This is a genomic window from Algoriphagus sp. 4150 (assembly GCF_031457395.1).
GTDB lineage: Bacteria > Bacteroidota > Bacteroidia > Cytophagales > Cyclobacteriaceae > Algoriphagus.
Genome location: NZ_JAVDWS010000004.1, coordinates 165,763 through 180,122, shown reverse-complemented (window position 1 = coordinate 180,122; position 14,360 = coordinate 165,763). Strand labels below are relative to the sequence as shown.

At 42.3% G+C, this 14,360-nt stretch carries 11 protein-coding genes and 4 tRNA genes; 8 read left to right on the top strand and 7 right to left on the bottom strand.

Annotation, left to right across the window (positions count from 1 at the left end; genetic code table 11):
* Window position 1: 1 nt before the first annotated feature.
* On the bottom strand, window positions 2–1,228 hold the full coding sequence (locus tag J2X69_RS08455; RefSeq protein ID WP_310101468.1) for a nucleoside permease: 1,227 nt from the start codon (window positions 1,226–1,228) through the stop codon (window positions 2–4).
* A gap of 374 nt (window positions 1,229–1,602) precedes the next feature.
* On the opposite strand from J2X69_RS08455, the gene J2X69_RS08450 reads away from it, so the two are divergent.
* The 4 genes from J2X69_RS08450 to J2X69_RS08435 all read left to right on the top strand — a co-directional run bounded on the left by J2X69_RS08450 (window position 1,603) and on the right by J2X69_RS08435 (window position 5,269).
* Window positions 1,603–2,772: a Gfo/Idh/MocA family oxidoreductase gene (locus tag J2X69_RS08450; RefSeq protein WP_310101466.1), complete on the top strand. Its 1,170-nt coding sequence runs from the start codon at window positions 1,603–1,605 to the stop codon at window positions 2,770–2,772.
* A gap of 31 nt (window positions 2,773–2,803) precedes the next feature.
* Window positions 2,804–3,856 (top strand): sugar phosphate isomerase/epimerase, encoded by a 1,053-nt coding sequence (locus J2X69_RS08445; protein ID WP_310101463.1) that lies wholly within the window; start codon window positions 2,804–2,806, stop codon window positions 3,854–3,856.
* A gap of 29 nt (window positions 3,857–3,885) precedes the next feature.
* Window positions 3,886–4,314, top strand: a complete 429-nt coding sequence (locus tag J2X69_RS08440; protein WP_310101460.1) for a c-type cytochrome — start codon at window positions 3,886–3,888, stop codon at window positions 4,312–4,314.
* A gap of 214 nt (window positions 4,315–4,528) precedes the next feature.
* Complete coding sequence (locus J2X69_RS08435) at window positions 4,529–5,269, top strand: DUF1080 domain-containing protein (protein WP_310101457.1); 741 nt, start codon at window positions 4,529–4,531, stop codon at window positions 5,267–5,269.
* A gap of 355 nt (window positions 5,270–5,624) precedes the next feature.
* Here J2X69_RS08435 and J2X69_RS08430 read toward each other — a convergent pair whose 3' ends face one another.
* The 5 genes from J2X69_RS08430 to J2X69_RS08410 form a co-directional block, all read right to left on the bottom strand.
* The gene (locus J2X69_RS08430; RefSeq protein WP_310101453.1) at window positions 5,625–7,112 is read right to left on the bottom strand and encodes a PAS domain-containing protein; all 1,488 of its coding nucleotides are present in this window, start codon (window positions 7,110–7,112) and stop codon (window positions 5,625–5,627) included.
* Window positions 7,113–7,684: 572 nt separating this feature from the next.
* A tRNA-Lys gene (locus J2X69_RS08425) sits at window positions 7,685–7,757 on the bottom strand.
* A 48-nt stretch (window positions 7,758–7,805) separates the two neighbouring features.
* A tRNA-Arg gene (locus J2X69_RS08420) sits at window positions 7,806–7,879 on the bottom strand.
* A 55-nt stretch (window positions 7,880–7,934) separates the two neighbouring features.
* Window positions 7,935–8,008 (bottom strand) — tRNA-Pro (locus J2X69_RS08415).
* An 83-nt stretch (window positions 8,009–8,091) separates the two neighbouring features.
* Window positions 8,092–8,164: transfer RNA gene (locus tag J2X69_RS08410), tRNA-Lys, on the bottom strand.
* Between the two features lie 367 nt (window positions 8,165–8,531).
* On the opposite strand from J2X69_RS08410, the gene J2X69_RS08405 reads away from it, so the two are divergent.
* Together J2X69_RS08405 and J2X69_RS08400 are read left to right on the top strand one after the other, a co-directional pair.
* Window positions 8,532–9,146 (top strand): SH3 domain-containing protein, encoded by a 615-nt coding sequence (locus J2X69_RS08405; RefSeq protein ID WP_310101450.1) that lies wholly within the window; start codon window positions 8,532–8,534, stop codon window positions 9,144–9,146.
* Between the two features lie 182 nt (window positions 9,147–9,328).
* Complete coding sequence (locus tag J2X69_RS08400; protein ID WP_310101447.1) at window positions 9,329–11,893, top strand: M1 family aminopeptidase; 2,565 nt, start codon at window positions 9,329–9,331, stop codon at window positions 11,891–11,893.
* Window positions 11,894–12,141: 248 nt separating this feature from the next.
* On the opposite strand, the gene gap is transcribed toward J2X69_RS08400, so the two are convergent.
* On the bottom strand, window positions 12,142–13,146 hold the full coding sequence (gap, locus tag J2X69_RS08395; RefSeq protein WP_310101445.1) for a type I glyceraldehyde-3-phosphate dehydrogenase: 1,005 nt from the start codon (window positions 13,144–13,146) through the stop codon (window positions 12,142–12,144).
* Between the two features lie 250 nt (window positions 13,147–13,396).
* Here gap and J2X69_RS08390 point away from each other — a divergent pair, with 250 nt between their 5' ends.
* Together J2X69_RS08390 and J2X69_RS08385 are read left to right on the top strand one after the other, a co-directional pair.
* On the top strand, window positions 13,397–13,555 hold the full coding sequence (locus J2X69_RS08390; RefSeq protein WP_310101442.1) for a hypothetical protein: 159 nt from the start codon (window positions 13,397–13,399) through the stop codon (window positions 13,553–13,555).
* A gap of 168 nt (window positions 13,556–13,723) precedes the next feature.
* Window positions 13,724–14,269 carry a hypothetical protein gene (locus tag J2X69_RS08385; protein ID WP_310101439.1) on the top strand — a complete coding sequence of 182 codons (546 nt, stop codon included), beginning with the start codon at window positions 13,724–13,726 and terminating at the stop codon, window positions 14,267–14,269.
* Window positions 14,270–14,360: the final 91 nt, after the last annotated feature.

Genomic DNA, 14,360 nt, shown 5'->3' with positions numbered 1-14,360 from the left:
TTTATTGATGTGAATTTATTTGTTCTTTCTTGAAAAGAGCCATGAAAAGTAGCAAAACCAACACAGAAATACCAGCAGGAATTAACCAAATTGATTGCCAAAGATGTATTCCGTCTTTATTTGTATAAAATTCCGAGATTAATCCTGCCGCCCAAAACCCCACCAGCATTCCAACACCGTAGGTAGCCAGAGTGATTAACCCCTGCGCTGAAGACTTGTATTTAGAGCCGGCATGCGAATCGGTATAGATCTGACCACTTACAAAGAAAAAGTCATAACAAACCCCGTGTAACCCAATGCCTATCAGCAACATCCAAACCCCTTCCTCTGCATCTCCAAAAGCAAAAAAAACATAGCGAACTGCCCAGGCAATCATGGCTACCATCAAGGTTTTTTTGATCCCAAATCTCAAAAAGAAAATAGGCAGAGCAAGCATAAACACCACTTCTGACACTTGTCCCATTGCCATTTTTCCTGTGGAATTCTCCAAGCCTATCTCTGTAAGAAAAGGGCTGGTATTTTGATAATAAAATGCCAGAGGGATGCAGATCAGGATCGAAGAAATAAAGAAAACCGCATAATTCTTATGCTTTAACAATCCCAATGCATCCAACCCAAGCACTTCAGAAAGTCTGAAATCCCCGGCATTCCCGGCCTGGGGTGGAGTCTTCGGAAGCGTGAAGCTAAACAACCCCAAAGCCAAAGAGCTGGCAGCTGCCATGAGCCATGTATTTCTCAACAAGCCTTCCTTCAATCCTTCCTGACTATCCCAAGACAAAAAACTGATCAATAAACCGGCTGTGATCCAGCCTATCGTTCCCCACACACGGATCCTAGAGAATTCTTTTGCGGGATCCTTCATCTGATTAAAAGAAATTGAATTTACCAATGCGAGGGTAGGCATGAATAAAATCATATATATAAGGAGTAGTGGGAAGAATCCTGAGAATTCCGTGGAATTGTAAAGCAGGTACATCAACCCGGCTCCCAGTAGATGAATGACTCCCAGGATCCTCTGTGCATGAAAGTAACGGTCGGCAATCAATCCAACCACAAATGGGGCGATAATCGCTCCGAATGATTGAGTGGAAAATGCAAGAGAAATATCCTTATCATTTGCAAGAAGATTTGATCCCAAAAAAGTCCCCATCGTCACGAACCAAGAGCTCCAGATAAAAAACTCCAGAAACATCATAATGGACAATCGTAGCTTGGTAGTGCTTTTCATCTGTTTATATTTTGATTTTTAATGGTCAGATAGCCTGTCCCGTCCGCCGCGGCGGATCGGGAGAATCTCGCACGGCGAATAATCATCCCTCTGTGTGTCGTCTTCGACTGCTCGATTTCATAAATTTAAACTCAGAATTAGGTAGTGTTTGCTTGAAAGGATGGTCCAAAGTTTAAAGTTTAGCCAATTTGAAGTATTTTAGGCCGTTCAAACAACTTCCCAAAACAAGGGCTTCTCAGCAACTGACAAAGCCACTCATACCATGATGGAGCTATCGATCAATTATTCTATCAATTCACTTGAAGAGCGAAGGTTTTTCCATTAGGAATCAATTATTTCAAGCATTTAATCCTGAATATAACGTCTTTTTCCAAATGTCATCCTCACAGAAATTAAAAATAGGACTCATAGGCGGCGGTCCGGGTTCTTTCATTGGAGCTATCCATTTAAATGGAGCCCTGATGGACGGAATGTTCGAGCTGGTATCCGGAGCATTCAGCTCAAATCCCGAAAAATCAAAACAACGGGGTGAAGAACTCATGCTAGATCCGGCAAGAGTTTATGCCAATTATGATGAGATGTTTGCCAAAGAACTGGAACTTCCCGAATCCGAGCGAATGGATGTAGTCGTAATTGTGACCCCAAACAATGTGCATTTTGACCCCACTGTTAAAGCACTCAAGTATGGCTTTCATGTGGCACTGGACAAACCGCTAACTCTCAATTATGCAGAAGCAAAAGAACTGTATCATATAGTCAATGCTTCAAAGAAAAGATTTCTCCTAACCCATACCTACTCCGGCTATCCGATGATCAAGCAAGCCAAGCAAATGATCGCTGAAGGGCACATAGGTAAAGTGCGGAAAGTCTACGTAGAGTATCCTCAGGGATGGCTTTGGAAGCTACTGGAATCTGAAAACAACAAGCAAGCAGAATGGCGTACTGACCCAAAAAGAAACGGTTTGGCAGGATGTATGGGGGATATTGGTACGCATGCATTTCATATGGCTGAATATGTTAGCGGGGAGAAAGTATCCCATATCTGTGCTGATCTTTATATAAAAGTTGAGGGTAGACCTATTGATGATGACGGTGTGGTACTTATGAGATTCGAAAATGGGGCGTCAGGAGTACTTATGGCATCTCAAACGGACACCGGTTCGGAAAACAATCTCAAAGTTCGTGTCTATGGAGAGAAAGGCGGACTAGAGTGGGAACAGGAACTGAACAACACCCTAATCGCACGCTGGCCGGATGCACCGGATCAGATTTTGAGAGCCGGAACAGGATATCTGGGCTCACTGGCTAATGAAAACATCCGAACTCCCGCCGGTCACCCCGAAGGATATGTGGAAGCGTTTGCCAATCTGTACAGAAATTTCGCAAGATGCATCTATGCTGAGCGAGCCGGAGAAACTCCCAAGCAGGAATGGGAAGATTACCCCGGAATAGAAGACGGAATCAGAGGCATGGCTTTCATAGAGCATGTATTGAAAAGCAATGAGTCTGACATTAAATGGACACCTTTTGAAGTAGAAAAATAATTCTTAAACCTAATAATTTAACCTCAGTAAAATGAAGACAATCAAAGGCCCGGCGATCTTTCTCGCCCAATTTATTGACGACAAAGAACCCTTCAACAACCTGAAGAACATTTGTAACTACATGGCCGATCTAGGCTACAAAGGTGTACAAATCCCGAGTTGGGATGCCAGAATGATAGATCTGCAAAAGGCTGCCGAGAGCAAAACGTACGCAGATGAAATCCTCGGCACAGTGAAAGAGGCGGGTTTACAGATCACCGAACTTTCCACGCACCTGCAGGGACAATTAGTAGCTGTTCATCCGGCATACAACGAATTATTTGACGGCTTTGCTCCTGCCAATCTGAAAGGCAACCTGCAAGGCAAAACCGAATGGGCAGTGCAACAGTTGAAATATGCGGCAAAAGCTTCCCAAAACATGGGACTTACTGCGCATGCTACCTTTTCAGGAGCATTGATGTGGCAGACAGTGTATCCTTGGCCTCAGAGACCGGCGGGACTTGTGGACACAGGTTTCACTGAACTTGCAAAAAGATGGACTCCTATTCTGGATGAATTTGACAAATATGGTGTAGATGTTTGTTATGAACTTCACCCGGGAGAAGATTTACATGATGGAGTGACATTTGAAATGTTTCTAGATAAAGTCAATAACCACAAACGTGCAAACATACTTTATGACCCTAGTCATTTCGTGCTTCAATGCTTAGACTATCTGCAATTCATTGATTTTTACCACGAAAGAATCAAAATGTTCCATGTGAAAGATGCAGAATTCAATCCTACAGGCAAGCAGGGAGTATATGGTGGATACCAAGGATGGGTAGAGCGGGCAGGCCGATTCAGATCACTGGGCGATGGTCAAGTTGATTTTAGCGGAATTTTTAGCAAACTTTCGCAGTACGATTACGACGGATGGGCCGTTTTAGAATGGGAGTGTGCCATTAAGCATCCTGAGCAAGGGGCTGCGGAAGGCGCACCATTTATTGATTCGCACATTATAAGAGTTACGGAAAAAGCATTTGATGATTTTGCCGGAATGGGTGCGGACGAAGCTTTCAACAAAAAAATACTAGGGATCTAATTACTCAATCAATTTTAATATCCAATTTAATGAAAATCACAAAACCTTTAAACCTTGCCATAGTAGCTCTGGCAGGACTTACCTTTGCTTGTGGCGGTGATAAAACCTCCGAAACCACTTCAGTTCCTGCTGCCGATGCTCCGGCAGCCGCTCCTGAGAAGGAAATCAGTCTAGAAGAAAAATACCAAGACAACCCTATTTACATCAAAGGGCTAGCTAAACTAAAGACCTCTGACTGTACCTCCTGCCACATGGTAGAAAGGAAAATTGTAGGCCCGTCTTATGCTGATGTAGCAGCTAAATATGAGAATACTGAAGAAAACGTCAACTTATTGGCACAAAAAGTAATCGATGGTGGTGTAGGTGTATGGGGGGAGATCCCAATGCCTCCGCATCCTACCTTGAGTATGGAAGATGCCAAAGACATGATTAGCTATGTACTCCTTTTGAGAAAATAAGATGAAATCGAGCATGGCGCAAGCACCACAAGGAGGATGATTGTTAACTATGTGAGATTCCAGCTGCCCTTTGAAAAATCAAGAAATAAACACATGAAATCGAGCATGTCGAAGACGACACACGGAAGGATGATTATTCGCCTGGCGAGATTCTCCCGATCCGCTGCGGCGGACGGGACAGGCTATCTGACCTCTTAAAACAAAATATAAACAGATGAAAAAACACTATATCATCGTCGCCGCACTTGCAAGTATACTTGCTTCGTGTTCCGGGGAAAAAGCTATCGAAACAGAAACTGAAGAAGTAATTGTGGCAGAAGCTCCAGCAGAAGAATGGATAGATCTATTTGCCAACAACGATTTCTCCAACTGGCACAAGTATGGTGGAGGAGAGGTAGGCAATGCCTGGAAAGTCGAAAATGGTGAAGCATACCTTGACGCTAAAAATAAAGACGGCTGGCAGACAGGTGACGGTGGAGATATCGTCACAAATGAGGAATACGAAAATTTCCACCTAAAATACGATTGGAAAATCGCCCAAAATGGAAACAGTGGCGTAATCTTCTATTCTCACGAAGCTCCCGAATATAAGTATTCTTGGAATACCGGTATGGAAATGCAGGTTCTGGATAACGATGGACATCCTGACGCCAAAATCGTCAGCCACAGAGCCGGAGATCTGTATGATCTCATCGTAAGCAGTGAAGAAACGGTGAAGCCTTATGGAGAGTGGAACTCAGCTGAGATCATTGCAGACAATGGAAAGCTGGATCTCATCCTTAATGGCACTACAGTGGTAAGCACTACACTTTGGACTCCCGAGTGGGAAGCATTGATTGCAGGCAGCAAATTCAAAGACATGCCTAACTTCGGCACCTACAAGAAAGGCAGAATTGCGCTACAAGATCACGGTGACCTTGTTTATTTCAAAAACGTGATGATCAAGAAGCTTTAATCTACTCATCTCACAAATAAAAAAAGAGTCCTGCACTGATGCAGGACTCTTTTTTTGTTAAACCGAAACTAAAACTAAGAATCCTTCCGTGGTATTGGGTTTTAGAACCTTAAACCCGGATTTTGCATTAGGTTTCGTTAAGAGACCATTAATTACAATAAAATCAGGCTGTTTGGAGACTGAGTCCGCCGCGGCGGATATGGTGAAGTCGAAAACTGCAACGCAGTGACTGATTTTGAAGCAATTATTGGTCGCAATAGAAATGCTAATGCATAATGCGGGTTAAAAGTAAATGGAACACTATTTTTTTTGCCCCATTATCTATATGCTGGATAAACTTTCGCCTAAGCACATTTTATATTTCAGTCCCATCTTTTAACTCGGTCTTTTGAGTTATGATCCTGATCTGGTCATCTAATTCGTTGGCTGAGGTCAATAAATAGTCCAGCAGTTTGCTTTGTGACAATTCTTCTACAGATGTATTTTTGATCAGATCGATAAGTCCCATGATCCGAGCTAGTGGTGCTCGGATTATGTGAGATTGTAACCATGCGATTTCCCGAAATTGCTGGTTTTGTTCTTCAATAGCCATAATCCTACTGACTTTCTCAGTGTTATCCAGACAAGCGCCAATCATTCCAAGTATTTCTCCGTTCGGATCAGATTTGCGCTTAGCCCAAGACCTTAAATAACGTACTTCACCATCTGGACGGACAATTCTTTCTTCGAAATCGGTATCCTCTCCGGTACTCAACACATTTTCAATTATCTCTTTTACCCTAGTCCGATCATCCGGATGCAGCAATTCAAGATATCCTTCAAAGGTCGCTTTGAATTCATTTGGATTCAATCCGTAGATTGCATACAAGGCAGGCGACCAAGTGACAATATTATGCTCGATATCCCAGTTCCAGTTACCAAAATGTGCGAGTTCCTGACTCTGTAGCATCAGCAAATTCTTCTCGATAATGATCTCTGTGTTTTGTCTGTTTTCTAGTATGACTTGTAGCAATGCTGTCGCACGTTCCATCACTCTTAGTTCATCTTCAGTTGGTGATTTGGGTTGACGGTAATACATTGCCAGCGTAGCTATCACCTCTCCTTCAGTACCGATTACAGGATTTGACCAGCATGCCATCAATCCATGCATAAGAGCAAGCTCGCGGTAACCTATCCACTTAAAATCAGTAGAAATATCAGTAACAATGATCTGTCGTTTTAAAGCTGCAGCAGTGCCACAGGATCCCACATTCTCACCGATCTGTACGTTCTCAAGGGAAGCCATGTAGGCACCAGGCAAGGAGGGAGATATACCATCATGCAAGCGACCATTTTTGATTTTCAGAATTGAACATTGCATCATAGGAAACAATTCTTCGAGCCCTGCGAGATAGCATAAAAGCAATTCATGAAGGGAATTATTCATATTCAGCCGAAACACATTTTTTTCCAGCTGCTCCAGAGCGATTAGCCTTCTAAAGGCTGTGGTTTCAGTCCTAATTCCACAAAGAAAAGGTTGAACATCCCTTTCAGTGATAAAAGAAACTGTGTCCTTAACCCATTTGATATTGTCATCCGCACTAATCATTCTATATTCAAAAGAATGGATTTTCCCAGGGCTGTCATTCAAATTTCGGTATTCAGACACCACCCCAATATCATCGGGATGAATGCGACTCTCCCAAAAACCAGGTGTGTCTGTCCACGTTTCCTGCGGAAAACCTAAAATATGCTGATTAGGATCTCCGATGAAATTAAATAGTCGCATCATTGAATCAGCTTCCCATACAATTCCTCCCATAGATTTCAGAAAAGAAAGCAATTGTTCGGAGTTATTTTTCATGATGAATAGAATACGTGTCGTTACTAGCCAAGGAGTAAGATACTAAAATGAATTAATTTACAATCAGACCTTTAATTTGTCTTAATCTTTATTGAAAGAGATCTTGATGACCAAGCCGGAAGCAAGGATTAGGACTCAGATTGAGCTTTATCTAGACTAGTAAAAGTGGGCTGGTTTATTAAAAAAACCGACAATCCTCTTTGAAAAACATGAAGGATTGATGAGTTATTTATGCTGTGTACAAAACAGCTGAGATCATTGGTGAGATTGCGAAAAAAGGTTAACCATTGAAAGGCATATTAAAACTTCTATTTCCGGATTTCATCTTCTTGATTTACGCTTGGCTGATTGTAAATCCTCGAACGTTTCTTTATAAATCAGCTTCCAGGGAATTCCCGTTGCAGTAAATTTCAACTGCCCGACGTTGTGCTCCTACATATTCCTTTCTAGATTTGAACATGCGCCTACATAGAACTTGTTCAGCTCTTCAGAAAAGAGAATGTAAAGAGTTGCCATGTTAAGTACCAGTTGGCTAAAAATAAGAAAAGCAGCCCATTTGGACTGCTTTTTTGTGATCCCGCTGGGGCTCGAACCCAGGACCCATACATTAAAAGTGTATTGCTCTACCAGCTGAGCTACGGAATCAAATACTCAATAAAATAAAAAGCGGAACGCAATTCCGCTTTTAAGAAGTGATCCTGTCAGGACTCGAACCTGAAACCTACTGCTTAGAAGGCAGTTGCTCTATCCGGTTGAGCTACAGGACCGGATAAGTAATGTCAATAAATCTTTAGACTACTGACAAAACAGAAATAAATAAAGTCGGGGTGGCAGGATTCGAACCTACGACCTCCACATCCCAAATGTGGCGCGATACCGGGCTACGCTACACCCCGAAACTTTCTTTTTAACTCCTTGTAAGTTAATTTCTGTGATTATTTTTGATGACGTGCGCCTTGTCATTTCTGTAATCATTCTGTGATCCCGCTGGGGCTCGAACCCAGGACCCATACATTAAAAGTGTATTGCTCTACCAGCTGAGCTACGGAATCATATTATTTCAAGTGAATCTTTTTCCACTTAGGTATTTTTATTTCTTGACACCAACCCTGCACCCTCCCGATAGCCATCGGGGATGCTCTACCTCCCTATAATCATCAGGGAGAGTGAGACTAGTTAGTTCTGAAAATTTTCAGAAATTTTAACTACTTTCCGGTGATCAAAAACCTTTCAAATTGACTCCCTAGCCTTGCTTTTTGCCAGATCATTGCCGTAATTGGACTGCAAAAATAAGGGGACAAATTTTAAATGCCAAACGTGAAATCAATCTTTCTCACAAAACTTTTGATATTTTTATCGATATCAATACAAAGTATTCATTGTCAAGCAGATGTAATTGATCTAAAAAAAGCAGATTCTTTGTTTAATGCCAGAAGCTACAAGGAAGCAATGGAAATCTATGACTCTAACTATCAATCCGGGATTTATTCCCCGGCAATGTTGCTAAAAATGGCCTTCATCACGGAAGGTATTGGAGACAAAGAACGAGCTACTCTTTTCCTGAGCAAATACTACGATCTAGATCCTAATCCACAGGCAATAACCAAGATTAAAAGTCTAACTGGCCAAAGTTCCCTAATAGGATACGAAGTAAGTGATGCACAACGATTTCTTATTTTTCTTACTGAATACCAGGAATATATTGTAGCCGTTTTGGCGATTTTCCTTGTGGTTTCTATTATACTAAGTTGGATCACCGGCAGAAAATCGGAGAAGACTCAAACCTTCTGGCCAACTATTCTACTTATCATCTTAATCTTCTTAGCCAACAATTTCCTGAACGGCCCCCGAACTGGTCTTATTACCAGCAGTCCTACTTTTATTGTAAGCAAACCATCTGCTGGTGGTGAACTGATAGACAGGGTAGAACCCGGACATCGAGTGAATATCAAGTCCAGCAAGGATATCTGGTACGAAGTTGACTGGAAGGATAAAAGTGCATACATAAAGAAATCAGATGTTACACGAATGTAAGTCCATTTGAAAAACACTAATGGAAATCACTTTGCTATTCCTTCAAAATATGCTGGTTGTTGGGACATGAAATCAAGCATGCCGAAGACGACACACAACTTGTCCCGAACTTGCTTCGGGAGAGGGATGATTATTTACCATGCGAGATTCCATGTGGTCTTTGAAAAACAAATTATAATCACATGAAAAAACTAGTTGTGCTTTTTGGGCTTGCGCTTATATTCTTTTCCTGCAAGACATCTCCTTCAGATGAACATTTTTATGATCCGGGGATCTCGGTAGAACTGGCAAAATTCAGAAAACAGCAACTAGCGAATATCCATTACAAACTGTCATTTGATATTCCTTCGAGGAAATCAGATCCAATTCCTGCACATCTAATTTTGGAAGCTGAGCTCAGTGACCTCAGCCATCCCTTGATCTTGGATTTCCATGAGAAATCATCCCACTTACTTTCCTTGAAAGTGAACGGTCAAGAGAGTGAAATCGCTCATAGGGACGAGCACATCATCATTCCTGAGGAGTTGCTTAAAAAGGGATTCAACTCCATTGAGCTTGATTTCCTGGCAGGAGAGCTTTCGCTGAATAGAAACGGGGATTTTCTCTATACTCTACTGGTTCCTGATCGGGCAAGAACGCTTTTCCCCTGTTTTGATCAGCCAAATTTAAAGGCAAACTACACATTGACCATCAGTGCGCCTACCGCATGGAAAGTCTTGGCAGGAGCACCTGAAATTGGGGCTGATAACAAAGGTGAATTCACCACGCACCGCTTTGCCAAGTCTGATTTGATGAGTACGTATTTATTCTCCTTTGTAGCGGGGAAATTCGATCTGGCAAAGGCTGATTCCGGCTATGCTCAAACAATGCTGTATCGGGAAACGAGCGCTGAAAAAATAGCATCCAGTATCCCCGAAGTATTCCGTCTCCATCAGAAGGCTAAAGAATTTCTAGAAAACTACACTGCTTATCCTTTTCCTTTTCAGAAACTTGATTTTGCCACGATTCCGATTTTCCAATATGGAGGAATGGAACATGTAGGAACGATCCAGTATCGGGAATCCTCTCTTTTCTTGGATGAAAATGCAACAGACTCCCAGCTGCTAAGCCGCGCAAAACTTATAGGTCACGAAACCGCTCATATGTGGTTTGGAGATCTGGTGACGATGGATTGGTTTGATGATGTGTGGATGAAGGAGGTTTTTGCCAACTTCATGGCCGGCAAACTAGTCAACCCCGCCTACCCCGAGATTAATCACGAGCTGTTATTTCTAACCAATCATTATCCTGCGGCTTACGGAGAGGACCGTACACTAGGGACCAACCCAATCCGTCAAAAACTAGCCAATTTAAAGGACGCGGGATCACTGTATGGAAGCATAATTTATGACAAGGCTCCGATCATGATGCGCCAATTGGAGACAGCCATGGGTGAAGCAGCATTTCAAAAAGGTATTCAAGCATACATCAAGACCTATGCAAACGACAATGCGACATGGAATGATCTGATAGCGCTTCTGGATGAAAATACAGAAATGGACCTTCACCATTGGAGTGAAGTGTGGGTGAATCAATCCGGAAGACCAATCCTTACCGACAACATTGAACTCGCTAAGGACGGAACCATAAGTTCATTTGAAATTTTCCAAAAAGCCGAAGATGGCTCAGACAAAATATGGCCTCAGCTATTCGAGATTACACTCTTTTATCCTGACACCAGCAAGACCTTGGCTGTTTCTATGACAGGTAAATCCCTGAATCTGAAAGAAGCTATCGGCGAGCAACGACCCTCAGGAATCCTCTACAATAGCAACGGTCTTGGATATGGGGTTTTTCCCATTGACGAACAATCGCTAGCCACAATCCCAGACCTTGCAGATGAGGTGATGCGCGGCCAATCATACATCAACTTATATGAAAACACCCTTTCCGGAAACATAGAACCGATTCTGGCTTTTGAGACTTTTCAAAAAGGAATAGCAAGGGAAGGAAATGAAATTTTAGCAAGTTTGATTTCTTCTGAACTCAGCGCGATTTTCTGGAAATATCTCACGGTAGACCAACGGAAAAAAGTCCTTCCCGGCTTGGAAGTTCAATTATGGAATCAATTGCAAACAGACCTCCCCACCAATCTGAAGAAAACTATCTTCTCTCTATACAGCGGAATTGCTTATTCCGGGACCGGTCAGGATCGACTTTATAAAATCTGGAAAAGGGATATCGAGATCAAGGACCTAAAGCTCAACCCTGACAACTTTACGGATCTGGCTATGACGTTGGCTTTGTATGGACATGCTATGTCATCTGAAATCTTAACCGAAGAACGGACAAGAATAAGCAACCCGGACAAACTTGATCGCTTCGATTTTCTTCAGCCTGCCTTATCCCAAAATGAAAAAGCAAGGGACACCTTCTTCCAATCGTTCCGCAACGTGACTAATCGGGAAAAAGAGGCTTGGGTCTTGTCCGCCTGTGGCTACATTCATCATCCATTGCGTCAGCACTCGGCAATTAAGCATGTCCCATTGGCACTGGATCTGCTGGTGAACATTCAGAAGACCGGAGACATCTTTTTCCCAAAACGATGGGCATCGGTTACGGTGGGACAATACACCTCCCCTGAGGCTGCCAAAATCGTTTCAGGCTTTCTAGAGGTAAATCCGGATTACAACCCTATCTTAAAAAACAAAATCCTTCAGGCAACGGATGATTTGATACGAGTGCAGAAGATAGTAAAGCAAGATTAAATCACATAATTATCAGGAATAAGGTCTACTCCTTCATTTACTTCCTTATAAAGCTGCAAGACCAAAGTGGCTTCCAAGTAGATCCAGCTTCAGGAGAAGCAGGATAACGCCCACCATAAAAATTGCGTTTGGATATCACTAACCCATACCCACTGCGAAAATCACCGTGCTCACTGTGGTTAAAAATAATTGCAGCAAAAAAGCCGCCCACTTACGTGGACGGCTTCATTATATGGGTTTAGCAAGACTTATTTGCTAGCAATATAGCTAACCAAGTCAATTACTTTATTGGAGTAGCCCCACTCGTTATCATACCAAGAAACCACTTTCAAGAATTTGTCAGAAAGCTGAATACCTGCACCTGCATCGAAGATGGAAGTTCTTGCATCTCCAAGGAAGTCATTAGAAACGACATCATCTTCAGTGTATCCAAGAACACCTTTCATGGTAGTCTCAGAAACTTCTTTCATTTTCGCACAAACTTCAGCGTAAGTAGCCGGGTTTTTCAATCTAACTGTCAAATCTACAACGGAAACATCAGGAGTAGGAACTCTGAATGCCATACCGGTCAATTTACCGTTCAACTCAGGAATCACCTTACCTACCGCTTTAGCAGCTCCGGTAGAAGAAGGGATGATGTTCTGACCTGCGCCACGTCCACCTCTCCAGTCCTTCGCAGAAGGTCCGTCTACAGTTTTCTGAGTTGCAGTAGTCGCGTGAACTGTAGTCATCAAGCCTTCCTCGATTCCCCAGTTGTCATTCAATACTTTGGCGATTGGAGCCAGACAGTTTGTAGTACAAGAAGCATTAGACACGAAAACCATGTCAGAAGTGTAAGAATCTTCATTCACACCCATTACGAACATCGGAGTATCATCCTTTGAAGGCGCAGACATTACCACTTTTTTCGCACCCGCATCGATATGGCCTTGTGCAGTTTCTTTAGTCAAGAAAATACCGGTTGATTCGATTACATAGTCAGCTCCTACTTCACCCCACTTAAGGTTAGCCGGGCTTTTCTCAGCAGTGACACGGATACTATTTCCATTTACTACCAATTGACCGTCCTTCACCTCTACAGTGCCTTTGAAGTTACCGTGAGTAGAGTCATACTTCAGCATATATGCCATGTAGTCTACGTCGATCAAGTCATTGATCGCTACTACCTGGATATCTTCTCTTTCTTGTGCAACTCTGAACGCCAAACGTCCGATTCTACCGAATCCGTTGATTCCAACTTTAATTTTGCTCATTGTTATTTTGATTTTACGTATAGGTTTGATTCCTAAATCTCCCCTTAGAGGATATGCCTCTTTTGGCCAAAAATCTCTGTGGGATGGCTAAGTTATTACATTTATTTGGCTAGCCCAAACTATCTGGCAATCCAATAAAAGCCAGATTAAATACAATCGATTTCGGTGATTATTTTTTTCTTAAAAATTCTGAAAAATCTCATTTTACAATGCTTTTGCCTATTTTGAAATCTGAAATAAGCAATTTTTAATGTTTGAAAAAGCTATAATCGAAACCGCAGGATTTACCCGGGCAATACATTCTATTTCCAGAAATTTTGGTAGCACTCAAATCCAAAGAGGCTCTGCCACCTTGTTTTTCGTAAACCAAGAAGGTTATGCCCTGACTTGCAAGCATGTGGCCCAGTGACTGAGTCAAGCCGATAAGATCAACCAAAAATACACCGCGTTCCTTCAGCAAGGCAAAGAACTGAGCGGAGGGCAGCGCTCTTCCTTAGCCAAAAAACTGGAACTGAAAGCCGATGCCACCTCCGAGATGCGTATCACTTTTGTAGATTGTGTGGATCAGATCAAAAACATGAAGTTTTTCATCCATCCGGAATACGATCTAGCGTTGATCAAATTTGAGGGGTTTCAAAAAACGCTATTCGCCAATACTCCCAAATTCAAAAAGGATCATTCTGAAATCAATCCCGGAGCGATGCTTTGTCGACTGGGATTTCCATTTCCCGAGTTCTCAAACTTCCAGCTAAATCAGCAAAATCAATGCTTGGAATGGACAAATAGCGGAGCCATGCGCTCTCCCAGGTTTCCCATCGAAGGGATGCTGACACGATTTTTGGGAGATAAGAAAGGGAAAGTCTATGGAATCGAAATGAGTACGCCTGGTCTAAGAGGTCAAAGCGGAGGACCTCTTTTTGATGCTTCGGGAAAAATATGCGGTATGCAAAGCCAAACCAAACATTTGCACTTGGGATTTGATATAGAAGAGAAAGCGATCATCGCCCATGGTAAAGCCAAAAAAGTAAATGACTACGCATTTATTCATTTGGGGGAATGCATTCACGTATCAGTGATCAAGGATTTTATGCGGGATAATAAAGTGGATTTTGAGGAGGAGTAATCTGATTTCTGAATCACGGTTATTGGATTTGGTGATTAAAAACAGATTTTATTTCTTCTCATCTAGTTGTGCGGCTAGAAATAAAAAAAAC